Below are 21,548 nucleotides of genomic sequence, written 5' to 3'. Positions count from 1 at the left end.
TGCTACGCGCCGCCGGAGACCACCCGGTCCGCCCTGCCCGGCCCGGCGGGCGGCGGCACCGCCAGTTCGCGCAGCGCCTGCGGGACGGGGGCGCGCGAGGCGTCGGCCGCCTCGGCAAGCAGCGCGGCCAGATGCGTGCTGACCAGCTCGGGGTGTTCCAGCATCACCAGGTGCCCGGCCCCGGGCACCACCACCAGCTCGGTGTCCGGCAGCCGCTCGGCGATGGCCCGGCTGTGCTCACTGGGCGTCAGCAGGTCCTTGTCCCCCGCCAGTACGAGCCCTGGCAGGCCGTCCAGCACGTCCAGGGCCTCGCTCTTCTCGTGCTCGGTGAAGGCCGGGTAGAACTCGGCGACGACGTCGATCGGGGTCGACTCGATCATCCGCTCGGCGAAGCGCGCGACGCCCGGGTCCACGTCGGAGCCGAAGGAGTAGCGCTTGATGATCCCGGCGAAGAGGTCGGCCGTCGCCCGGCGCCCCCGCTCCACCAGGTCGACCTGGGTGCCCAGGATCCGCAGCACCCCCGGCGCCAGCGCCCGCAGCGCCCGCGCGCCCGCCGCCGGCAGGCCGAGCGTCACACTGGCCAGTTTGCCGGAGGACGTGCCGACGAAGGCGAAGCCGGCCACCCGCTCGGCCACCACTTCGGGGAACTGGTCGGCGAAGGCCATGACCGTCATGCCCCCCATGGAGTGCCCGACGAGGACCAGCGGGCCCTCCGGCGCGGCGGCGTCGAGGACCGCCTTCAGGTCGCGGCCGAGCTGGTCGATCGTGGCGGGGCCGCCGTCCGCCTGGTCCTTGCCCCGGCCGGAGCGGCCGTGGCTGCGCTGGTCCCAGTAGACGGCGCGTATCGCCCCGCGCAGCGCGGCGCGCTGGAAGTGCCAGGAGTCCTGGTTGAGGCAGTAGCCGTGGGAGAAGACCACGGTCAGCGGCGGCGCCTGGCCGCCCCGGCGGAAGAACTGCCAGCGCCGCGGCGGGGCGGCCGCGTCGATCGCCGCCGGGTCCGCCTCCTCGACCTCGTAGTAGAGCTCGGTGCCGTCCTCGGCGGTGGCCCGGCCCGGCATCCCGCGCAGCGAGCCGTAGGGCCCGGCCAGGTCGAGGGCGAGCCTGGCGCGCTTGCGCATGCCCCGGCCGACGGTGGCCCGCTCCAGGGCCACGCCCGCGGCGGCGCCCGCCGCCACGACGCCGATGGCGGCGCCCACGATCCCGGCGCGCTGCCAGCGGCCGGAAGCGGCGGCCGCTTCGGCCACCGCCTCGATCGCCCCCGTTGCCTTACCGCTCTCGGTCATGGTCGTTACCGCTGCTTCCCCTCGGCTACGCGTTTACGTACCCACGTAGACGCGCGGCACCCGGGTCCCGATCCGAGTGACGATCTCGTACGCGATGGTGCCCGCCGCCCGCGCCCAGTCCTCGGCGGTCGGCTCACCGCGGTCACCGGGGCCGAACAGTACCGCCTCGTCGCCGGCGTCGGCGGAGTCGCCCCCGAGGTCGACCACGAACTGGTCCATCGCCACTCGCCCGGCGACCGTCCGCCACTTGCCCGCCACCAGCACCGGGCCGGTGCCCGAGGCGTGCCGCGGGACGCCGTCGGCGTACCCGACGGGCACCAGCGCGAGGGTGGTCTCGCCGGGGGTCGTGTAGTGGTGCCCGTAGGAGACCCCGTGGCCGCCGGGGACGCGCTTGGCCGAGGCCAGCCGCGCCGACAGCGTCATCACCGGCCGCAGGCCGAAGTCGGCCGGGCCGCCGACCTGCGGGACCGGTGAGATCCCGTACATCGCCACGCCGGTCCGGACCAGGTCGAAGTGCGCCTCGGGCAGGGTCAGGGTGGCCGGGGAGTTCGCCATGTGCCGGACCTCGGGGCGCAGTCCGGCCCGCTCCGCGGTCTCCAGGGCGGTGCGGAAGACGGCGAGCTGCGCCGCGATGGAGGGATGACCGGGCTCGTCCGCGCACGCGAAGTGCGACCACAGCCCGGTGACCTTGACCAGGCCCGCCTCCTCGGCGGCCCGGGCGGCGGCGACCAGGTCGGGCCACTCCGAGGGCTGGGCGCCGTTGCGGCCAAGGCCCGTGTCCGCCTTCAGCTGGACGCGCGCGGTACGGCCCGCGGCCGCGGCGGCCTCCGAGACCTCGCGCAGCGCCCAGAGCGCGCTGACCGTCACATCGACGTCCGCCTCCACGGCGTCCCGCCAGGGCCCGCCCGGCGTCCACAGCCAGCACAGCACGGGGGCCGTGATCCCGGCCGCGCGCAGCGCCAGCGCCTCATCGGGCGTGGCCGCGCCGAGCCAGCCGGCCCCCGCCTCCAGGGCGGCCCGGGCGCACGGCACTATCCCGTGGCCGTAGGCGTCCGCCTTGACCACGGCCATCAGCCCGGAGCGGGGCGCGCGGGCGCGCAGCGCCACGACGTTGGACCGCAGGGCGGCGAGGTCGATCGTGGCCTGGGCGCGCAGATTCGTCTCATCCATCGCGCCCAGTGTCTCAGGCCGGGCCTGTGCCACCGTCACGTGGCGGGTTTGACGCCCCACACGTACACCGCCTCCTGGATCTTCAGGAAGTTCCACAGCAGGCGCGCGTTGCGGTTGGAGAGGTTGATGCAGCCGTGCGACCCGGGGGCCTTGTAGACGCTCCCGGGGGTGGCGTGCATCGCCTGGCCGCCGCTGAAGAACTGGCTGTAGGGCATCGGGGCGTCGTAGATGTCGGAGACGTGGTTCTTGTGGCGCCAGTAGACGGAGAAGCGGCCGGTCCTGGTGAGGTAGCCCTTGCGGCCGCTGCGGATGGCGACCGGGCCGAAGACGACCTTGGTGCTGCTGCTCTGCACCCACAGCAGCTGGCGGTTGAGGTCGATGCAGACGATCCGTTTGCCCCGGGCCGGGGCCGGGCAGCGGCGGGAGGCGTTCGGGCCCTTGCTGGTGGCCTCGTCGAGGCGGAGGTGACCCCAGGTCGTGGGGCCCGCGAAGCCGCTGGCCGGGACGATGCCCTTGGACTTCTGGTAGTGGCGGATCTCCGCGCAGTCCTCGGCGGACTGGTCGCCGTTCACGCGCAGCCGCAGCCGTTTCTCCACCTCGCGCTGGAAGGGGCCGGTGAAGGAGGTGCAGTACTCGCCGCTCTCCGGGTTCTCCCCGTCCCCTTCGTCGTAGTACGGGTCCTCGTTCTCCTCCCGCGCGGCCCGCTCCTCCTGGAACTTCCGGGCCCGCTCGACGTCCTCGGCCGGCACGAACTCGACCAGCTGCGGGTCCACCCAGTCGTCGTCCTCGTCCGCGGCGGGCACGGCGCTGCGTACGGGCTCGGTGGGCGACATGCCGATCCGGCGGGGCGGGGCGCCCTGGTCGGGGGTGTCGACCTGCCGGGAGGCGTCCGGGCCGAAGGGGACCCCGGGGACGAGCCGGTCGACCGGCACCGGCCGGTGGTCGTCGTCCGCTGCGGCCGTCGTGTGCGTACCGAGTGCCGCCAGGGCGATCACCGCCGCGACGAGCAGCCGGGCCCTGCTTCTGGCATACGTTCCCATGAACACACAAATTGACGTGCGGCCGCCCGGCAGAACGCCGCGTCGGCGGAGTCCACCCGTTTCGCCCAGTTGACGGCGGCTCAGGACCTGATGTCGCGCCAGGCGCCGGGAAGGGCGGCGGCCACGTCGTGCGCGGCGATCGGCGCGCCCACCTGGCCCGCGGCGACGCGCGCCGACAGGCCGTGCAGATAGGCGCCGACGGAGGCCGCGTCGCGCGGGGCGAGCCCGGCGGCCAGCAGGGACCCGGTGATCCCAGAGAGCACGTCACCGCTGCCGGCCGTCGCCAGCCAGGACGTCCCCGTGGGGTTGACCCGGACCGGCACCCCCGGCTCCGGGGACGCGACGAGCGTCGTGGAGCCCTTCAGCAGCGCCGTCGCCCCGAACGCCTCGGCCAGGCGCCGCACATGGTCCAGCCGCGCCGCCTCCACCTCCTCGCGGGCCACACCGAGCAGCGCGGCCGCCTCCCCCGCGTGCGGGGTCAGCACGGTGCCCGCGGTGCGGGAGCGCACGACGGCCCGGTCCAGCAGCCGCAGGCCGTCCGCGTCGACGAGCACGGGCACGTCCGAGGCGAGCACGTCGTCCACCGAGCGCCGTGCCTCCGGGCCGTCGCCCAGCCCCGGGCCCACCACCCAGGCCTGCACCCGGCCGGCCTTGTGCGGCGGCCCCGCCGACACCAGCGTCTCCGGGAAGCGGTCCAGCACGGCCCGCGCCCCCGGGCCCACGTACCGCACCGCCCCCGCGCCCGCGCGCAACGCCCCCGCCACCGCGAGCACGGCGGCGCCGGGGTAGCGCTCAGAGCCCGCGACAACGCCCACCACCCCGCGCCGGTACTTGTCGCTCTCGGCGTCCGGGACCGGCAGGAGGGCGGCGACGTCGGCGTGCTGCAGCGCCTCCAGGTCGGGCGGGGTGCCGTCCAGGCAGGCGCCGAGGCCGATGTCGACCAGGCGCAGAGCGCCCGCGTGCCCGGCGGCCGGGTCCACGAGCAGGCCCGGCTTGTACGTGCCGAACGTCACCGTCAGGTCGGCGCGCACCGCCGCGCCCCGGACCTCGCCCGTGTCTGCGTCCACGCCGCTGGGCAGGTCCACGGCGACCACGACCGCCCGGGACGCATGCGCGGCCTCCGCCAGCGGCACCGCCTCCAGGCGCAGGCCGCCCTTGCCGCCGATGCCCACGATGCCGTCCAGCACGAGGTCGGCGCGGTGGACCAGGGCCACCGCGTCCACGTCCTCCGGGGTGACCGCCCGGCCGCCCGCGGCGCGCAGGGCCGCCAGGCCCCCGCGGTGCGCCTTCTGCGGCGCCAGCAGGACGGCGGTCACCCCCGCCCCGCGCCGCGCCAAGCGCGCCCCCGCGTACAGGGCGTCGCCGCCGTTGTCCCCGCTCCCGGTCAGCACGACGACGCGGGACGCGTAGACGCCGCCCCCGGTAGCGAGCGCGTTCGCGCACGCGGCCGCCAGGCCGGCCGCCGCCCGCAGCATCAGGGCCCCCTCCGGAACCCGCGCCATGAGCGCCCGCTCCGCCGCCCGTACGGTCTCCACGCTGTAGGCCTGCCGCATGCGCCCATGTTCCCACCGCGGGGCGTTCGTTGCCCGCCGTCCCGCGTGCGCGGGTCGTTTGTGGTTGCGGTTGGGGTTCTTTTCCCCGCCGCCCGCCCTCCCCCAGCCTTCGACCGGGGGACCCCCACAGCGCTCGCGGATTCGCCGGGCCATTCCGTCACCGGCATCACCGCTCGTCTCCCCCAGCCTTCGGCCGGGGGGGACCCCCATGGGCGCACCCCGCCACACCCCCTCCTGCTGTGTAGGCGACTGACGGCCGGAGGGGGTGAGGAGGCAATCCGGGGTCATTCCGGTTCGCCTTCTCACCCCCCACCGCGCGTTGGTCGTGGGACCGGCGGAGGGGGTCACCGGCGTCTGCGGGTGCTTCGGAGTGCGGTTGAGGGGACCGTGGGAGATCATGCCCGCTATCGCCGACTACGTCGGCGGAACAGGGCCCGATCTCGGAAACTGACCAGCCGAGCCCGTTGCCTATAGGGGAATTACCCGCAGACGCCGGTTACGGCGGGCACGCCACCCACGAACGGTGGGCGTGGCAACCAGCCATCTGCACCCGCGGACGGCAACGAGACCCCAGCCGCAGGAAGGGCAGCCCGCTCCGGCGCCTGAACCCCGCCACGCACCCACTCGCACACCGCCGGCCCGCCCCAGACCGGCACCCTCCCGTCCGCAGCCCGCCGCTTTGCGACCGAAGGGAGCGAGACGGCGGGACACATGACGACACACCGCGCCCGGCAGTCGACGCCCGTCAACCGGCCGGCGCCCACCGCACCTGGATGCCGAAGCGCCAAGACGCCGGCGGAGCACGCCGCGCATGACGTGGGCAGCGCCGCGGATGCGACCAACCCGGACCAACCATCCGGTGCACCGGGCGGGGCGCGGGGAAAATGCCCGCCGCAGGCGCAAACGATCGCACAGACAACCGGCCCGCAGAAACGACCCCGGTCCGCGGCGTCACCCCTCCGCGATGACCACCGCGGACGCGACCCCCGCGTCGTGGCTGAGGGAGACGTGGAACGCCCGCACCCCCAACTGCTCGGCCCGCGCCGCCACCGTCCCCCGGACGACGAGCCGAGGCTGCCCCGAATCCTCCGTGACGACCTCCGCGTCCGCCCAGTGCAGCCCCGCAGGCGCTCCCAGGGCCTTGGCCACCGCCTCCTTCGCGGCGAACCGCGCCGCGAGGGAGGCGCCGCCCCGGCGGGCCCCACTGGGAAGGTGGAGCTCGCCGGGGAGGAAGAGCCGCTCGGCGAGGCCGGGCGTGCGCTCCAGGGACTGCTCGAAGCGGTCGATCTCGGCGACGTCGATGCCCACCCCGATGATCACGGCGCGATCACTCGACCGTGACGGACTTCGCGAGGTTCCGCGGCTGGTCGACCTCGTTCCCGCGGGCCGTGGCCAGTTCGCACGCGAAGACCTGCAGCGGCACGGTCGCGACCAGCGGCTGCAGCAGTGTCGGCGTCTGCGGCACCCGCACCAGGTGGTCCGCGTAGGGGACGACGGACTCGTCGCCCTCCTCCGCGATGACGATGGTGCGCGCGCCGCGGGCGCGGATCTCCTGGATGTTGGAGACGATCTTGTCGTGCAGCACCGAGCGCCCGCGCGGCGACGGCACGACCACCACGACCGGGAGGTCCTCCTCGATCAGTGCGATGGGGCCGTGCTTGAGCTCGCCGGCGGCGAAGCCCTCGGCGTGCATGTAGGCGAGCTCCTTGAGCTTGAGCGCGCCCTCCAGCGCCACGGGGTAGCCCACGTGGCGGCCGAGGAAGAGGACGGTCTTCTTGTCCTTGAGGGAGCGGGCCAGTTCGCGGACCGGCTCCATGGTCTCCAGGACCTGCTCGACCTGGCGGGAGATCTGGGAGAGCTCGCGGATGACGGCGACGATCTCGTCGCCCCACTTCGTGCCGCGCACCTGGCCCAGGTAGAGGGCGACGAGGTAGCAGGCGACGACCTGGGTGAGGAAGGCCTTGGTGGAGGCGACGGCGACCTCGGGGCCGGCGTGCGTGTAGAGCACGGCGTCGGACTCGCGCGGGATGGTGGATCCGTTGGTGTTGCAGATGGCCAGCACCTTGGAGCCCTGCTCGCGGGCGTGCCGCAGGGCCATGAGGGTGTCCATGGTCTCGCCGGACTGGCTGATGGCGACCACCAGGGTGCGCGGGGCCAGGATCGGGTCGCGGTAGCGGAACTCGCTGGCGAGCTCGACCTCGCAGGGGATGCGGGTCCAGTGCTCGATCGCGTACTTGGCGATCATGCCCGCGTGGAAGGCGGTGCCGCAGGCGACGATGACGATCTTGTCGACCTCGCGCAGCACGGAGGCGGGGATGCGCACCTCGTCGAGGGTCAGCAGGCCGCTCGCGTCGATCCGGCCCAGCAGCGTGTCGGCGACGGCCTTGGGCTGCTCGGCGATCTCCTTGAGCATGAAGTAGTCGTAGCCGCCCTTCTCGGCGGCGGAGGCGTCCCAGTCGATGTGGTACGGCCGGACGTCCGCGGGCTTGCCCTCGAAGTCCGTGACGGTGACGCCCTCGCGGCGCAGCTCGACGACCTGGTCCTGGCCGAGTTCGATGGCGTCGCGGGTGTACGCGATGAAGGCCGCCACGTCGGAGGCGAGGAAGTTCTCGCCGTCGCCGACGCCCACGACGAGCGGGGAGTTGCGCCGGGCGCCGACCACCACGTCCGGCTCGTCGGCGTGGACGGCCACCAGGGTGAAGGCGCCCTCGAGACGGCCGCAGACCTGGCGCATGGCCTCGGCGAGGTCCCCGGTGGAGGAGTAGGCCTCGGCGAGGAGGTGGGAGACGACCTCGGTGTCGGTCTCGGAGAGCAGGTCGTGGCCGCGCTCGGCGAGTTCGGCGCGCAGGACGGCGAAGTTCTCGATGATGCCGTTGTGGACGACGGCGACCCGGCCCGCGTTGTCCAGGTGCGGGTGCGCGTTGGCGTCCGTGGGGCCGCCGTGGGTGGCCCAGCGGGTGTGCCCGAGGCCGGCGAGGCCGGTCGGCAGCGGGCGCTCGTCCAGCAGCTTCTCCAGGTTGGCGAGCTTGCCGGCCTTCTTGGCCGCTGCCAGGCCGCCGTCGGCGAGGACGGCGACGCCCGCCGAGTCGTAGCCCCGGTACTCCAGCCGCTTGAGACCCGCGATGACAACGTCGAGGGCGGACTGGCCGCCCACGTATCCAACGATTCCGCACATGAGGAGAACTCTAGGCGGCGGAGGGCGGACGCGAACCCGGCGGCGGACACCGCGGGGCCCCGGACCGGGACGGCCCGGGGCATCCCTGGGCGTGCGTTCAGCTGCGCGCGCGGTAGGCGCGCATCACCAGCGGGACGAAGACCACCGCGATCCCCGCGGCCCACAGCAGCGACCACATGACCGGTCCGGCGACCGCACCGGAGCCGGTCATCAGCCCTCGTACGGCGTCGGCCAGGCGGGTGACCGGGTTCACGTCCGCCCACGCCCTGAGCCAGCCGGGCATGGTGTCGGCCCGCACGAAGGCGCTGGAGGTGAAGGTGAGCGGCATGACCAGCACGAACCCGAAGGTCATCACCTTCTCGGGCTCGGAGACCAGCATCCCGATCAGCAGCGTCATCCAGGACATGGCGACCGCGAAGGCCAGCAGCAGGCCCGCGGCGCCCAGCACGCCGGGCACGCCGCCGTGCACGTCGAAGCCCATGACCACGCCCAGGCCCAGCATCAGCAGCAGCGACCACAGTTGCTTGCCGAGGTCCGCCACGACCCGCCCCATGAGCGGCGCGGAACGGGCGATCGGCAGCGAGCGCAGCCGGTCCAGGACGCCCTTGGTGAGGTCGATGTTGAGGCCCATCGCGGTGTTCATGGTCGCGAAGAGGGCGTTCTGCACGATGATCCCGGGCAGCGCGTACTGCAGGTAGGCGTCCGGCGAGCCGGCCATCTGACCGCCGAAGACGTAGGTGAAGAGCAGCACGAACATGACGGGCTGGACGCTGAGGTCCATCAGCTCCATCGGGTTGTGCTTGATCTGCACCAGGTTGCGCCAGGCGAGGGTGCAGGTCTGCTGCAGCCCGTCCCGGAGCCGGACCTTGGCGACCGGCATCACGTCCACGGTCACGGCGCTCATACCAGGGCCTCCGTCTTGTCCTCGTCCGTCGTCGTCTCCTCCACGGCGCGGTGCCCGGTCAGGGACAGGAACACCTCGTCGAGGCTGGAGCGGCGCAGCGTGAGCTCACTCACCCGCACCCCTGCCTCGTCCAGCCGCCGTACGACGGCGGGCATCAGCTCCGGGTCGTTGACCGGCGCGGTGACCAGGCCGGACTCGGCCTTGGCGGTGGGCCCGGCGGTCGCCGAGACGATCGCGAGGACCTTCTCCAGCTGTTCCGCGACCATCGGCCGCACTTGGAGCACCTGCCCGCCGACCTGCTCCTTGAGCCCGTCCGGCGTGCCCTCGGCGATCACCCGGCCGCGGTCGACGACCGCGATGTCGTCGGCGAGCTGGTCGGCCTCCTCCAGGTACTGCGTGGTCAGCAGCACCGTCGTGCCGTCCCCGACCAGGCCGCGGACGATGTCCCACAACTCGTTGCGGCTGTGCGGGTCCAGACCGGTGGTGGGCTCGTCGAGGAAGAGCACCCGCGGCCGGCCGACCAGGCTCGCGGCGAGGTCCAGGCGCCGCCGCATGCCGCCGGAGTACGTCTTGGCGGCCCGGCCGCCCGCGTCGGCGAGCCGGAACTCCTCCAGCAGCCGGGTCGCCCGGGCACGGGCCTCACGGCGCGGCAGGCCCAGCAGCCGGGCGATCATCAGCAGGTTCTCGTGGCCGGTGAGCATCTCGTCCACGGCCGCGTACTGCCCGGTGAGCCCGACCAGGGCGCGCACGGCGCCGGCCTCGCGCACCACGTCGTGCCCGCCGACGAGGGCCCGGCCGGCGTCCGGCCGCAGCAGGGTGGCCAGGATGCGCACCGCCGTCGTCTTCCCCGCCCCGTTGGGGCCGAGCACGCCGAGCACCGTGCCGCTGCGTGCGGCCAGGTCCACGCCGGCCAGGGCCGTGGTCTCCTTGAAGCGTTTGACCAGGCCCTCCGCCTGGATCGCGTAACTCATCCGCGATGTCCTCCCCGTCGTGGTTCGCTCGGTGTTGTTCCGTTGCGCACCACTGTCCCGGATGCCACTGACAACGGGCTGACATCCCGCTGACGCGGCCTTCGGTCAGCAGCCCGGACGACCCCGGCGTGAGTGGCGTTCACCCCGGCGCAACAATGAATCCGTGCCGCCGACCATTTCGCCCCACCCGACCCGCCGCCGCGCCGAGCCCACGCCGTACGTCGACCTGACGCGGGCCGAGTGGAGCGCGCTGCGCGACCGCACACCGCTGCCGCTCACCGCGGAGGAGGTCGAGCGGCTGCGCGGCCTCGGTGACGTCATCGACCTGGACGAGGTGATCGACGTCTACCTGCCGCTGTCGCGGCTGCTCAACCTCTACGTCGGCGCCACCCACGGCCTGCGCGGCGCGGTCAACACCTTCCTCGACGACACCGGGGAGGGCCACGGCTCGCAGGACGGCACGCCCTTCGTCATCGGCGTCGCCGGCAGCGTGGCGGTCGGCAAGTCGACCACCGCGCGCATCCTGAAGGCGCTGCTCGCCCGCTGGCCGGAGCACCCGCGGGTGGAACTGGTCACCACCGACGGCTTCCTGCTGCCCAAGGCAGAGCTCCAGCGCCGCGAGCTGATGTCGCGCAAGGGCTTCCCCGAGTCCTACGACCGGCGCGCCCTGACCCGGTTCGTGGCCGACGTGAAGGCCGGCAAGGACGAGGTGCGCGCGCCCGTCTACTCGCACCTGATCTACGACATCGTGCCGGACGAGGAGCTCGTGGTCCGGCGGCCGGACATCCTCATCGTCGAGGGCCTGAACGTGCTGCAGCCCGCCCTGCCGGGCAAGGACGGCCGCACGAGGGTCGCGCTCGCCGACTACTTCGACTTCAGCGTGTACGTGGACGCGCGCACCGAGGACATCGAGCAGTGGTACCTGGCGCGCTTCCGCAAGCTGCGCGAGACCGCCTTCCAGAACCCGCTGTCGTACTTCCACCGCTACACCGAGGTCTCCGAGGAGGAGGCCATGGAGTACGGCCGCCACACCTGGCGCGCCATCAACCAGCCCAACCTTCTGGAGAACGTGCTCCCGACCCGCGGACGGGCCACCCTGGTCCTGCGCAAGGGCCCCGACCACAAGGTGCAGAAGCTCTCCCTGCGCAAGCTGTAGTCCGCGGACCGCCCGGTAGCCTGCCCCGCATGCTGCATCTCCGGATGATCGTCCCGCAGGGAAGAACCGACGAGGTCGTGTCGCTCGTCGAGGGGACCGTGGGCGCCACCCACGTCGCCGTCCTTCCCGGAGCGGCCCGTGTCCCCCGCGGGGACATCGTGATGTGCGACGTGGCGCGCGAGGCCGGTGACGAACTGCTGCGGGCCCTGCGGCGCATGGGTGTCGCCGACGCGGGCTCGATCGCGGTGGAACACATCGACCTGTCGCTGTCGGCCCGCGCCGACGAGGCCGAGGAGGAGGCGCCCGGGGAGGGCGCGGACGCCGTGCTGTGGGAGTCGCTGACGGACGCGACCCACGAGGAGTCCACCCTCACCGTGACCTACCTGGCGTTCCTGGCGCTGGCCACGATGCTGGCGGCGTGCGGCGTGATGCTGGACAGCGCGATCCTGATCGTCGGCGCAATGGTGGTGGGTCCGGAGTTCGGGCCGCTGGCGGGTGTGTGCACCGGCCTGGTCCAGCGCCACGGGCGGCTGACGCGGCGCTCGCTGGTGGCGCTGGTGGTGGGCTTCCCGGTGGCGATGGTGCTCACCGGCGGTTTCAACTACCTGATGGACGTCCTCGGCGTCTTCAGCCTGGACGACTTCACGGCGCCGCATCCGTCGACCGCGTTCATCTGGCAGCCGGACGCCAGCTCCTTCGTGGTGGCGTTCCTCGCCGGAATCGCCGGGATCCTGTCGCTGACGTCCGCCAAGTCCGGTGCGCTGGTCGGCGTGGCGATCTCGGTGACCACCGTCCCGGCGGCCGCCAACGCCGCCCTCGCACTGTCCTACGGCGACTACCGCGAGCTGTGGGGCTCGTCGGCGCAGCTGGGCGTCAACCTGGCGGGCATCGTCATCGCCGGCGTCCTGACGCTGCTCGCCCAGAAGGGCTTCTGGACGATGCAGCGCAGGCGCCGTACGGTGTCGCGCGCGTCCTAGCCGAGCGCGGACTTCACGGCGTCGGCGAGCCGTCCGGCCACGGAGCGGGCGTGGTCGATGTCGGCGGCCTCGACCATGACGCGGACCACCGGCTCGGTGCCGGAGGAACGCAGCAGCACCCGGCCGGTGGTGCCCAGCTCGGTCTCCGCCTCGGTCACGGCCGCGGACAGCTCGTTGGAGGACTCGACGCGGCTCTTGTCGACGTCCCGGACGTTGATCAGGACCTGCGGCAGCCGTTCCATGACGGTCGCCAGGTCGGCCAGCGAACGGCCGGTCGCGGCCATCCGGGCGGCCAGCATGAGGCCGGTGAGGGTGCCGTCGCCGGTGGTGGCGTGGTCCAGGATGATCACGTGGCCGGACTGCTCGCCGCCGAGCGCGTAGCCGTGCTCCTTCATCGACTCCAGCACGTAGCGGTCACCGACCGCGGTCTGCACCAGGTCGATGCCCTCGCGCTCCATGGCGAGCTTGAAACCCAGGTTGGACATGACGGTGCCGACCACCGTGTTCTTCCGCAGCCGGTCCGCCTCGCGCAGGGCGAGGGCCAGCACGGCCAGGATCTGGTCGCCGTCGACCTCGTTGCCCTCGTGGTCCACGGCCAGGCACCGGTCGGCGTCACCGTCGTGGGCGATGCCGAGGTGCGCGCCGTGGTCGATGACGGCGGCCTTGATCAGGTCCAGGTGGGTGGAGCCGCAGCCGTCGTTGATGTTGAGGCCGTCCGGCTGGGCGCCGATGGTGATCACCTCGGCGCCGGCCCGGGCGAAGGCCTCGGGCGAGACGCGCGCGGCGGCGCCGTGGGCCTCGTCCAGGACGATCTTCAGGCCGTCCAGGCGGTTCGGCAGGACGGCGATCAGGTGGGCCACGTACTGGTCGAAGCCCTCGTCGTACTCCCGCACACGGCCCACTCCGGCGCCGGTGGGGCGGTCCCAGGGCGCGCCGGTGCGGTGCTCCTCGTAGACGGACTCGATGCGGTCCTCGAGTTCGTCGGCGAGCTTGTGGCCGCCCCGGGCGAAGAACTTGATGCCGTTGTCCGGCATCGGGTTGTGGCTCGCGGAGAGCATCACGCCCAGGTCCGCGCCGAGCGCGCCGGTGAGGTAGGCCACGGCCGGGGTCGGCAGTACGCCCACCCGCAGCACGTCGACGCCGGCGCTGGCGAGCCCGGCCACCACCGCGGCCTCCAGGAACTCTCCGGACGCGCGCGGATCCCGTCCCACCACGGCCACCGGCTTGTGGCCCTCGAACGTGCCCGCCTCGGCGAGCACGTGCGCCGCCGCCACCGACAGTCCGAGCGCGAGCTCGGCCGTCAGATCCGCGTTCGCGACACCGCGCACACCGTCCGTACCGAAGAGTCGTCCCACGTCTTTCCTCCGAGATGTTGCCGTGCTGCGCCCCGTGCCGGTCGGGCGTTCATCCGGTTATACGTCTATACCCCCCGGAATGCGTACGCCCCGGAGACGCACAAAGTGCCTCCGGGGCGTACGTGCAGTGCAGCCTGCGCGATGATCAGCGCTTGCTGTACTGCGGCGCCTTGCGGGCCTTCTTCAGACCGGCCTTCTTGCGCTCGATCTCACGCGCGTCGCGGGTCAGGAAGCCGGCCTTCTTGAGCGGGCCGCGGTTGTTGTCGACGTCCGCCTCGTTCAGCGCACGGGCGACGCCCAGGCGCAGCGCACCGGCCTGGCCGGAGATGCCGCCGCCGTTGATGCGGGCGATGACGTCGTAACGGCCGTCGAGCTCAAGGATCTTGAACGGCTCGTTGACTTCCTGCTGGTGCACCTTGTTGGGGAAGTACTCCTCCAGGGTGCGACCGTTGATCGTCCACTTGCCGGAGCCCGGGATGATCCGGACGCGGGCGACGGACTCCTTGCGGCGGCCCGTGCCGGCGGCCGGCTGGGGCTCGCCGAAGCGGGAGGCGAGGGACTCGGAGGTGTACTCCTCCGGGATCTCGATGGTCTCCACGATCTCGCCGTCCTCGACGAGAGGGGTCTCAGGGGTGGTCTCGGCCACGATGCTCCTCAGATGCTTTCTGTGTCGGTGGTGGCCGGGACTAGCCCTGCGCGACCTGGCTGATCTCGAACGGAACCGGCTGCTGGGCGCCGTGCGGGTGCTCCGCACCCGCGTAGACCTTCAGCTTCGAGAGCATCTGGCGGCCCAGGCTGTTCTTGGGCAGCATGCCCTTGACGGCCTTCTCGATGGCCTTCTCGGGGTTCTTGTCGAGCAGCTCGTCGTAGCGGACGGAACGCAGACCGCCGGGGAAGCCCGAGTGACGGTAGGCGAGCTTCTGCTGCTTCTTGTTGCCGGAGAGGTGCACCTTGTCGGCGTTGATGATGATGACGAAGTCACCGGTGTCGACGTGGGGCGCATAAATCGGCTTGTGCTTGCCCCTCAGGAGGGACGCGGCCTGGGACGCCAGACGACCCAGGACGACGTCCTGCGCGTCAATGACGTGCCACTGGCGCTGGACATCGCCGGGCTTGGGGCTGAACGTACGCACGGTCGTAGCCTTCGCTTCTTCAGTGAGTGGGTACTGACAAGGCCACCCGGACGATCACGACAGCCCTATCGCCTGCGGCGACGCATACCGCAGGACGAACGCTGGTCATCGGCCCGGTGGACCGGCGTAGCGGCCTCTCACGTGAGAACGAGCAAGCCAATACGCATAACGAACCTGCAGAATACCCGCGCCTGCCCGTTCGGGTCAAAACAGCCCGCGCCCGGGGCGCGGCCCGCCCCCGCCGCCCCCGCCCGTGCCTCCGTCCCGCGGGCCCCGGTCACCGCTCCCGCACGACCCGCGTCTCGTCCCACACCGGCTCCGGCACCTCCCGGACGAGCCCGTCCGCGCCGAAGACCAGGTACCGGTCGAAGCTGCGGGCGAACCAGCGGTCGTGCGTGACCGCGAGCACGGTCCCGTCGAACGCCTCCAGCCCCTCCTGCAGGGCCTCCGCCGACTCCAGGTCCAGGTTGTCCGTCGGCTCGTCCAGCAGCAGCGCGGTCGCCCCGGCCAGCTCCAGCAGCAGGATCTGGAAGCGTGCCTGCTGCCCGCCCGAGAGCTGGTCGAAGCGCTGGTCGCCCTGGCGGTCGAGTTCGTAGCGCCGCAGCGCGGACATCGCCTTGCCGCGGTCGCGGGCGTGCTCGGTCCACAGGATGTCGACGAGGGTGCGCCCCATCAGCTCCGGGTGCGCGTGAGTCTGCGCGAAGTGCCCCGGCACGACCCGCGCGCCCAGCTTCCACTCCCCCGTGTGCCGCACGCCGGGGTCCCCCGCCAGCAGCCGCAGGAAGTGCGACTTGCCGGAGCCGTTCGAACCCAGGACGGCCACCCGCTCCCCGTAGAAGACCTCCAGGTCGAACGGTTTCATCAGCCCGGTCAGCTCCAGCCGCCCGCACGTGACGGCGCGCAGGCCGGTGCGCCCGCCGGACAGCCGCATGCGGATGTCCTGCTCGCGCGGCGGCTCCTGCGGCGGCCCCGCCTCCTCGAACTTCCGCAGCCGGGTCTGCGCGGCCCGGTAACGGGAGGCCATGTCGGGGCTGATCGCGGCCTGCTGACGGAGGGTCAGTACGAGCTTCTTCAGCCGGGCGTGCTCCTCTTCCCAGCGCCGCCGCAGTTCCTCGAAGCGGGCGAAGCGTTCGCGTCGCGCCTCGTGGTACGTGGCGAAGCCGCCGCCGTGCACCCACACGTCCGAACCGGCCGGTCCCGGCTCCACGCTGACGATCTTCTCGGCGGAGCGGGCCAGCAGCTCCCGGTCGTGGGAGACGAACAGCACCGTCTTCCTGGTCTGCCGCAGCTGCTCCTCCAGCCAGCGCTTGCCGGGGACGTCGAGGTAGTTGTCCGGCTCGTCCAGCAGCAGCACCTCATCGGTGCCGCGCAGCAGCGCCTCCAGCACCAGCCGCTTCTGCTCGCCGCCCGACAGCGTCCGCACCTCGCGCCACTGGGCCCGCTCGTACGGGACGCCCAGCGCGGCCGTGGTGCACATGTCCCAGACCGTCTCGGCCTCGTAGCCGCGGGCCTCGGCCCAGTCGCTGAGCGCCTGCGCGTAGGCCAGCTGGGCGGCCTCGTCGTCCTGCGCCATGATCTCCAGCTCGGCCGCGTCGACGGCCGCCGCGGCCTCGCGGATCCGCGGCGGCGCCACGGACACCAGCAGGTCCCGCACGGTGCGGTCGTCCCGCACCGAGCCGACGAACTGCGGCATCACGCCCAGCCCGCCGCTCACCGTGACCGTGCCGCCGTGCGGCTTCAACTCGCCGGAGATCAGCCGCAGGAGGGTCGTCTTGCCGGCGCCGTTCGCCCCGACGAGGGCCACCGCGGCACCCTCGCCCACCCGGAACGAGACGTCGCCCAGCAACACCCGGCCGTCCGGCAAGTAGTACTCCAGATGCGCAACGTCCACATGTCCCATGTGTGGATTCTCGTAGCGCGGCCGCCCGCCGCCAAACTGGTTTTCTCCTCTATAGAATCCGCGCCATGACTGACGGGCCGCAGCAGCCGTACAACCCGAACGAGGGATGGACCGCACCGCCGGGACGGCAAGGCGTCCCCGGCACCCCCGAGGAGCAGCGCCAGGTGCTCCGCGGCCAGGTCGTCGGCGGCCCCGACCACCAGCCCCAGCAGCCCGCCTGGACCCCGCCGGCCGACTGGGCGCCCCCGCAGCCCGGTCAGGGCACCCGGGGCCCCGCGCAGCCGCAGTACGCGCCGCGCACCGCCGACGAGCCGGACTGGTCCGCGCTCGCCGACGAGGCGGAGGCCGGTGCCAGGCGCCGCCGGCTGCTCCTCATAGGCGGCGGCGTGCTCGGCGCCGCGGCCGTCGCCGGAATCGTCGCGGTCGCGGTGGTCAGCTCCGGCAGCGGCCCCGCCCCCTCCCCCACCGCGACCGCCTCGGCCCCCGCCTCCGACGTCGCCCTGCCGCCCGAGCCCTCCTTCTCCGAGGTCTCCCCCGGCCCCACCTACGGCCCGCTGGACTTCCTCTCCACCGCCGCCAAGGACACCGCCCCGCTGGGCGTGGGCACCCTCTTCCCCGGCAAGAAGCTGGACTACTCCGGCGGCCGCTCCTACGTGAAGAGCGCCACCAAGGAGAACCGCGACTGCGCCGACGCCGCTTCCGGCCCGCTGGCCACCGCCCTCGCCCGCAGCGGCTGTACCCGCATGATGCGCGTGACGTACACCCGCGGCGGCTCCGCGGTCACCGTCGGCGTGGCCGTGTTCAAGGACGCGGCCGCCGCCAAGAAGCTGGCCGGGAACAACAAGTTCGTGCGCCCGCTGAACGGCGGCGGCGTCGCCGACTTCTGCCACGCCGTGGCGTGCTGGTCCAAGTCCGGCGCCGTGGGCCGCTACGCGTACTTCACCATCTCCGGTCCCAAGAGCGGCAGGGCGGCCACCGGCTCCGACACCGCCTCCCGGCAGGCCGGCCAGGACGGCTTCAACTACGCCTTCAACCGCATCGTCCAGCGCGGCAGGGACCAGGCCGACGCCGCGATGGCCTCCGAGGCCGCCTCACCGGCCAACTGACCCCACCCCACCCGGACCGGAACGGCATGCCCTCCCTGCGTACGCTGCTGACCCTGCCCCGCATGCTCCGCCACGGCGCCGCCGTCGGGGCCGGCCTGCCGCCCGACGAGGCCGTCGTCCTGGACGTCCCCGACGTCCCGCTGCGCGACGCGCTCGCCGCGGCGGGCAGCGGGAACCACGGGCCCGCCCGGGAGCTGCTGTCCGCGACCCGGCTGGGCTGCCAGTGGGAGCTGCGCGACACCTACGTCTCCGAGCTGGCGCAGTTCGCCCTCCACAACCCCGGCTGGCTGGACGCCTGGCTCGCCGCCGCCCCCGAGGACCCGGACGCGGCGCTGGTCAAGGCCGATCTGTGCATCCACCAGGCCTGGGAGATACGCAGCGGCGCCCGCGCCTCGCAGGTCTCGCCGGAGCAGTTCAAGGCCTTCTTCGCCCTGCTCAAGGACGCGGTCCCGGTGATCGGCGCCGCCGCCGAGCTCAACCCCGCCGACCCCGTGCCGTGGCGCGTCGCCCTCACCCACGCGCGCGGCATGCAGTCCTCCCGGGAGATCTTCGACGCGTACTGGACCGAGGCCGTCGAACGCGCCCCGCACCACTACGGCTGCCACGCCTCCGCCCTGCAGTACCTGTGCGCCAAGTGGTACGGCACCCACCGCGAGATGTTCGGCTTCGCCGAGCAGGCCGCCGAGGAGGCCCTGCCCGGCTCGAAGATCAACGCACTCCCGCTGCTCGCCGCGGTCGAGTACGAGATCGTCGCGGGCGGCCCCGCGGCCGACGACGCGTCCGGCGCGGACGCCGTCGAGCCGGCCCGTATCGCCGCCGCGGTGGACCGTGCCATGGAGCTGTCCGGCTGGTACGACCCGGGCGACCCGGAGGCGGCGGAGTTCCGCAACCACCTGGCGCTGATGCTGGTGCGCGCCGGCCGCTGGCAGGAGGCGCTGGGCGTCTTCCGCGACATCGGTGTGCACGCCACCGGCTTCCCCTGGGCCTACCTGGGCGCGGATCCCCGCCAGGAGTTCCTGGACTTCCGCACCGGGGTGCGCATGCAGGTCGCCACCCGCACCCCGTTCTTCGGCGCCCCGCCCGTGGTCCCCGTCCCGGCAGGCGCCTCCGACTGGACGCCGCGCACCCTGGCGGTGGCCTCCGCACCGCTCACCGCCGTCGCGCAGGCGGCGCTGCTGTGCCGGACCGGGCTGCGGCTGGCCCCGGCCGGGGCGGGCTTCACCCATGTCGAGCTGACCGGGGAAGGCAGCCTGGCGGGGGCCGTCGACCTGTTCACGGCGGGTGAGAAGTGGCCCGCCGTCGTCCTGCAGCGCTCGGGCGACCGGTACGGGATCACCCTGTACGCCAAGGGCCGGAGGGTCGCCGCGCACGAATGGGCACCGGGGGCGCCCGTACCGTCGCTGGAGGCCGCCGGGGCCACGGCCGCCGCCCTCGCCGCGGCCTACGGCGTCCGCGACGCACGGCCCCTCACCGCGCTGCTGCGCGGCATGGACGCCCCGGGGCGGCGGCTCGCGGACACCGTGACGGCACTGGGCCTGCCGGCCCTGCCGGAGGGCTTCGGCGAGCGTCCCGCGGCGCTCGACGGTGTGCCCGGCGCCCGGGTGCTCGCCCCGCGCGGCTTCCTCTCCGGGGTCAGGGACACCCTCGCCACGGAGGACGGCACGATGCCGCTCCCCCCGCGGGACACCGCGGTGCGGCTGCCCGGCCGCTGGTGGGCCACGCGTGCCCTGTACCTGCTGCTGCTCCTCCCCGCCGCCTGCTTCTCCTGGTGGGGCGCCTTCCACGACCGGCTCCGCCCGGTCCCGCTGCTGCTGACCTCCCTGGGCTCGGGCTACGTCCTCACCCAGGTGGTCACGGCACTGCGCCGCCGCGGATGAGCGCGCGGGCCGGCGGCGGCCCCGGGCCCGGCGGGCCGGCCCGTCAGGCGCGCGGCAGCGGCAGGGTGCGCATGTTGCGGGCCTCGCGGTTGCGTGCGGCCAGCAGTTCGTCCGCCGGGTAGCCGACCTCCTCCAGGGTCAGCCCGTGCGGCCGCACGACGTTGACCGCCGAGTGCCGCACCCGCCCCGCCAGGACCTCGCCGGGGAAGCCGGCCGCCCGGTGCCCGTCGCCGACCAGCAGCATCGCCCCGACCAGGGCGCGCACCATGTTGTGGCAGAACGCGTCGGCGCGTACCGTCGCCACGGCCAGTCCGGAGGCGTCCCGCTCCCAGTGCAGTTCCAGGAGGGTACGGATGGTCGTGGCGCCCTCCCGCTTCTTGCAGTAGGCCGCGAAGTCGTGCTCGCCGAGCAGCTTCCGCGCCGCCTCGTTCATCAGGTCGACGTCCACCGGCCGGTCGTGCCACAGCACGTGCCCCCGCAGCAGGGGGTCGACACCGCCCTGGTGGTCGCCGACCCGGTAGGCGTAGCGGCGCCAGATCGCGGAGAACCGCGCGTTGAAGCCGGCCGGGGCCCGCGAGACCTTCCACACCCGTACGTCCCAGGGCAGCCGTCCCGCCAGCCGGCGCAGCAGCTTGCCGCCCTCCAGCTCCCAGACGTCCTCCGGCAGGTCGACGTGCGCGACCTGTCCCCGGGCGTGCACACCCGCGTCCGTACGCCCGGCGACGGTCAGTTCGACCGGGTCGGGCAGCCGCAGCACCGTCCGGAGGGCCGACTCCAGTTCCCCCTGCACCGTCCTCCTGCTGCGCTGCTTCGCCCAACCGGAGAACTCGGCCCCGTCGTACGCCAGGTCCAGCCGCACCCGGACGTACCCGGGCTCCACCTCATCGCTCGCCACACTCACCCGCAGATCCTCTCAAACACGCGGACGGGCCCGCCCCCAGCGATCTGGGTGCGGGCCCGTCCGGTCGGGACGTCAGGCGTCCTTGGACTCCTCGGCCGGAGCCTCGGTGGCCTCCGCCTTGTCCTCGACCTCGGCCGGAGCCTCGGTCTTGGCCTCGGCCTCCTTGACCGCGCGCTTGGTCGCGGCCTCCGCCTCGCCCGTGGCCTGCTGGGCCACGGTCAGCGCCTCCACCAGCTCGATGACGGCCATCGGCGCGTTGTCGCCGCGACGGTTACCGATCTTGGTGATGCGGGTGTAACCACCCGGGCGGTTCTCGTACCGCGGGGCGATCTCGGTGAAGAGCGTGTGGACGATGCCCTTGTCCGTGATCGTCTGCAGCACCAGGCGACGGTTGTGGATGTCGCCCTTCTTCGCCTTGGTGATCAGGCGCTCCGCGACCGGGCGCAGACGGCGCGCCTTGGCCTCGGTGGTGGTGATGCGACCGTGCTCGAACAGCGACTTCGCGAGGTTCGCGAGAAGCAGACGCTCGTGCGCGGCGCTGCCGCCCAGACGGGCACCCTTGGCGGGCTTCGGCATGGTGTTTCTCCTCTAATCTGCACCGGCCGTGTCAGGTACCGGTGTCAGGACCCCCCAGGCGGACGCCTGGAGGCAGTCGGATCAGTACTGCTCGGTCTCGACGAAGCCGGCGTCGGCGTCGTCGTCCGCACCGAAGGTGTCGGCGGCGGAGGTCGGGTCGAATCCGGGCGGGCTGTCCTTCAGGGCCAGGCCCATGCCGGCCAGCTTCGCCTTGACCTCGTCGATCGACTTCGCACCGAAGTTGCGGATGTCGAGCAGGTCGGCCTCGGAGCGCGCCACGAGCTCACCCACGGAGTGGATGCCCTCGCGCTTGAGGCAGTTGTAGGAACGGACGGTGAGCTCGAGCTCCTCGATCGGGAGCGCGAGGTCCGCCGCCAGGGCGGCGTCCGTCGGGGACGGGCCCATGTCGATGCCCTCGGCGTCGACGTTCAGCTCGCGGGCGAGACCGAACAGCTCGACGAGGGTCTTGCC

Annotated in this window: 19 protein-coding genes; 4 read left to right on the top strand and 15 right to left on the bottom strand. The window is 73.2% G+C overall.

The genetic code is table 11. The annotated features are described in order from the left end of the window. Window positions 1-2 precede the first annotated feature (2 nt). The 8 genes from ACFW3D_RS00095 to ACFW3D_RS00060 form a co-directional block, all read right to left on the bottom strand. Window positions 3-1,283 carry an alpha/beta fold hydrolase gene (locus ACFW3D_RS00095; RefSeq protein WP_500499523.1) on the bottom strand — a complete coding sequence of 427 codons (1,281 nt, stop codon included), beginning with the start codon at window positions 1,281-1,283 and terminating at the stop codon, window positions 3-5. Window positions 1,284-1,316: 33 nt separating this feature from the next. Next, window positions 1,317-2,453 (bottom strand): alanine racemase, encoded by a 1,137-nt coding sequence (gene alr / locus ACFW3D_RS00090; protein WP_500499521.1) that lies wholly within the window; start codon window positions 2,451-2,453, stop codon window positions 1,317-1,319. A 35-nt stretch (window positions 2,454-2,488) separates the two neighbouring features. After that, the gene (locus ACFW3D_RS00085) at window positions 2,489-3,493 is read right to left on the bottom strand and encodes a L,D-transpeptidase (RefSeq protein WP_500499518.1); all 1,005 of its coding nucleotides are present in this window, start codon (window positions 3,491-3,493) and stop codon (window positions 2,489-2,491) included. A gap of 80 nt (window positions 3,494-3,573) precedes the next feature. Next, entirely contained in the window at window positions 3,574-5,046 is a 1,473-nt protein-coding gene (locus tag ACFW3D_RS00080; RefSeq protein WP_500499516.1) for an NAD(P)H-hydrate dehydratase, read from the bottom strand. 951 nt (window positions 5,047-5,997) lie between these two features. Further along, complete coding sequence (locus tag ACFW3D_RS00075; protein WP_500499513.1) at window positions 5,998-6,366, bottom strand: holo-ACP synthase; 369 nt, start codon at window positions 6,364-6,366, stop codon at window positions 5,998-6,000. A gap of 7 nt (window positions 6,367-6,373) precedes the next feature. Further along, entirely contained in the window at window positions 6,374-8,221 is a 1,848-nt protein-coding gene (glmS, locus tag ACFW3D_RS00070; RefSeq protein WP_500499511.1) for a glutamine--fructose-6-phosphate transaminase (isomerizing), read from the bottom strand. Between the two features lie 97 nt (window positions 8,222-8,318). Next, window positions 8,319-9,125 (bottom strand): ABC transporter permease, encoded by an 807-nt coding sequence (locus ACFW3D_RS00065; RefSeq protein ID WP_500499509.1) that lies wholly within the window; start codon window positions 9,123-9,125, stop codon window positions 8,319-8,321. Then, window positions 9,122-10,096, bottom strand: a complete 975-nt coding sequence (locus ACFW3D_RS00060; RefSeq protein WP_500499506.1) for an ATP-binding cassette domain-containing protein — start codon at window positions 10,094-10,096, stop codon at window positions 9,122-9,124. The genes ACFW3D_RS00065 and ACFW3D_RS00060 overlap by 4 nt, the downstream gene beginning before the upstream one ends. 163 nt (window positions 10,097-10,259) lie before the next feature. Here ACFW3D_RS00060 and coaA point away from each other — a divergent pair, with 163 nt between their 5' ends. Together coaA and ACFW3D_RS00050 are read left to right on the top strand one after the other, a co-directional pair. Further along, a complete protein-coding gene (gene coaA, locus ACFW3D_RS00055) occupies window positions 10,260-11,252 on the top strand; it encodes a type I pantothenate kinase (RefSeq protein WP_500499503.1) in 993 nt (330 codons plus the stop codon). Between the two features lie 29 nt (window positions 11,253-11,281). Next, a complete protein-coding gene (locus ACFW3D_RS00050) occupies window positions 11,282-12,229 on the top strand; it encodes a DUF389 domain-containing protein (RefSeq protein WP_500499501.1) in 948 nt (315 codons plus the stop codon). Here the strand turns inward: ACFW3D_RS00050 and glmM are convergent. From glmM to ACFW3D_RS00030, 4 genes are all read right to left on the bottom strand, one after another. After that, window positions 12,226-13,584, bottom strand: coding sequence for a phosphoglucosamine mutase (gene glmM, locus ACFW3D_RS00045; protein ID WP_500499498.1), 1,359 nt, complete (start codon window positions 13,582-13,584; stop codon window positions 12,226-12,228). The genes ACFW3D_RS00050 and glmM overlap by 4 nt on opposite strands. Window positions 13,585-13,729: 145 nt before the next feature. Beyond that, complete coding sequence (gene rpsI / locus ACFW3D_RS00040; protein WP_319140461.1) at window positions 13,730-14,230, bottom strand: 30S ribosomal protein S9; 501 nt, start codon at window positions 14,228-14,230, stop codon at window positions 13,730-13,732. A gap of 40 nt (window positions 14,231-14,270) precedes the next feature. Then, on the bottom strand, window positions 14,271-14,717 hold the full coding sequence (gene rplM / locus ACFW3D_RS00035) for a 50S ribosomal protein L13 (protein WP_018562765.1): 447 nt from the start codon (window positions 14,715-14,717) through the stop codon (window positions 14,271-14,273). A gap of 277 nt (window positions 14,718-14,994) precedes the next feature. Continuing rightward, window positions 14,995-16,617, bottom strand: a complete 1,623-nt coding sequence (locus tag ACFW3D_RS00030; RefSeq protein WP_500499496.1) for an ATP-binding cassette domain-containing protein — start codon at window positions 16,615-16,617, stop codon at window positions 14,995-14,997. 65 nt (window positions 16,618-16,682) lie between these two features. Here ACFW3D_RS00030 and ACFW3D_RS00025 point away from each other — a divergent pair, with 65 nt between their 5' ends. Further along, window positions 16,683-17,723 (top strand): hypothetical protein, encoded by a 1,041-nt coding sequence (locus tag ACFW3D_RS00025; RefSeq protein WP_500499493.1) that lies wholly within the window; start codon window positions 16,683-16,685, stop codon window positions 17,721-17,723. 26 nt (window positions 17,724-17,749) lie between these two features. After that, complete coding sequence (locus ACFW3D_RS00020; protein WP_500499491.1) at window positions 17,750-19,600, top strand: hypothetical protein; 1,851 nt, start codon at window positions 17,750-17,752, stop codon at window positions 19,598-19,600. A 43-nt stretch (window positions 19,601-19,643) separates the two neighbouring features. Here ACFW3D_RS00020 and truA read toward each other — a convergent pair whose 3' ends face one another. From truA to ACFW3D_RS00005, 3 genes are all read right to left on the bottom strand, one after another. Further along, a complete protein-coding gene (gene truA / locus ACFW3D_RS00015; RefSeq protein ID WP_500499489.1) occupies window positions 19,644-20,501 on the bottom strand; it encodes a tRNA pseudouridine(38-40) synthase TruA in 858 nt (285 codons plus the stop codon). Between the two features lie 72 nt (window positions 20,502-20,573). Then, on the bottom strand, window positions 20,574-21,077 hold the full coding sequence (rplQ, locus tag ACFW3D_RS00010) for a bL17 family ribosomal protein (protein WP_499513436.1): 504 nt from the start codon (window positions 21,075-21,077) through the stop codon (window positions 20,574-20,576). 81 nt (window positions 21,078-21,158) lie between these two features. Then, window positions 21,159-21,548 (bottom strand): DNA-directed RNA polymerase subunit alpha C-terminal domain-containing protein (locus tag ACFW3D_RS00005; RefSeq protein ID WP_500499487.1); only part of this gene is annotated, 390 nt, incomplete at its 5' end.

Source organism: Streptomyces sp. NPDC058864, assembly GCF_042742985.1.
In the GTDB taxonomy this organism is placed as follows: Bacteria; Actinomycetota; Actinomycetes; order Streptomycetales; family Streptomycetaceae; genus Actinacidiphila.
The sequence above is the reverse complement of the archived record's forward strand: the minus strand, read 5'-3'. Positions and strand labels throughout refer to the sequence as shown.